The organism is Flavobacteriales bacterium, assembly GCA_020435415.1.
In the GTDB taxonomy this organism is placed as follows: Bacteria; Bacteroidota; Bacteroidia; order JACJYZ01; family JACJYZ01; genus JACJYZ01.
In genome coordinates this window covers 1-546 of record JAGQZQ010000191.1, presented here as the reverse complement: position 1 = coordinate 546, position 546 = coordinate 1, and the positions used below count along the sequence as shown (strand labels likewise).

The 546-nt window shown below is 37.7% G+C and carries 1 protein-coding gene; it reads right to left on the bottom strand.

Features of this window, described 5'->3' with window-relative positions:
* On the bottom strand, positions 1-546 hold a 546-nt coding region (locus tag KDD36_15265), incomplete at both ends, for a restriction endonuclease subunit R (protein MCB0398008.1).

The window sequence follows — 546 nt, the reverse complement described above, 5'->3', positions numbered from 1 at the left end:
CTCGAACATCAATACCTGTGTCGAGCATATCTACACTAATTGCCACTATTGGCATATCGTTGTGGGTGAACTGGTCAAGCAATCCTCCCTTGCCATAAACCCGTGGGTCTTCTGAAACTAAAACCTTAGCTAGTTCACCATTGTATTCAGGATAGAGTGAATCAAAAATCTGTTCAATCCTTCTTGCATGTGCTTTACTTGCACAAAAGAAAATAGTCTTTCCAGGAAGAACGCCATTCGGGTCTTTGATGCATTCCTCCATGAATTCTTTAACAATCAATGCATTTGTGCCTTTATTGGTCACCGTTTTTTCTAATTCTGTTCCCTCATAGTTGATTTCCTCAATTTCCTTTCCCTCAAGAATTAATCTTTTCTGGTCTTCCAGCGATATGGTACGTTTATTAATTCCCTCATCCTGGAATTTTGTCTGAATTTTCATTACCTGAAAATTACACAAATAAGGAGGGATATTATTTACTGCTTCCTCATAGGAATAGGCAAAAGTTGGAATACCATCTTCACAATTGAATAACTTGAACGTATTGT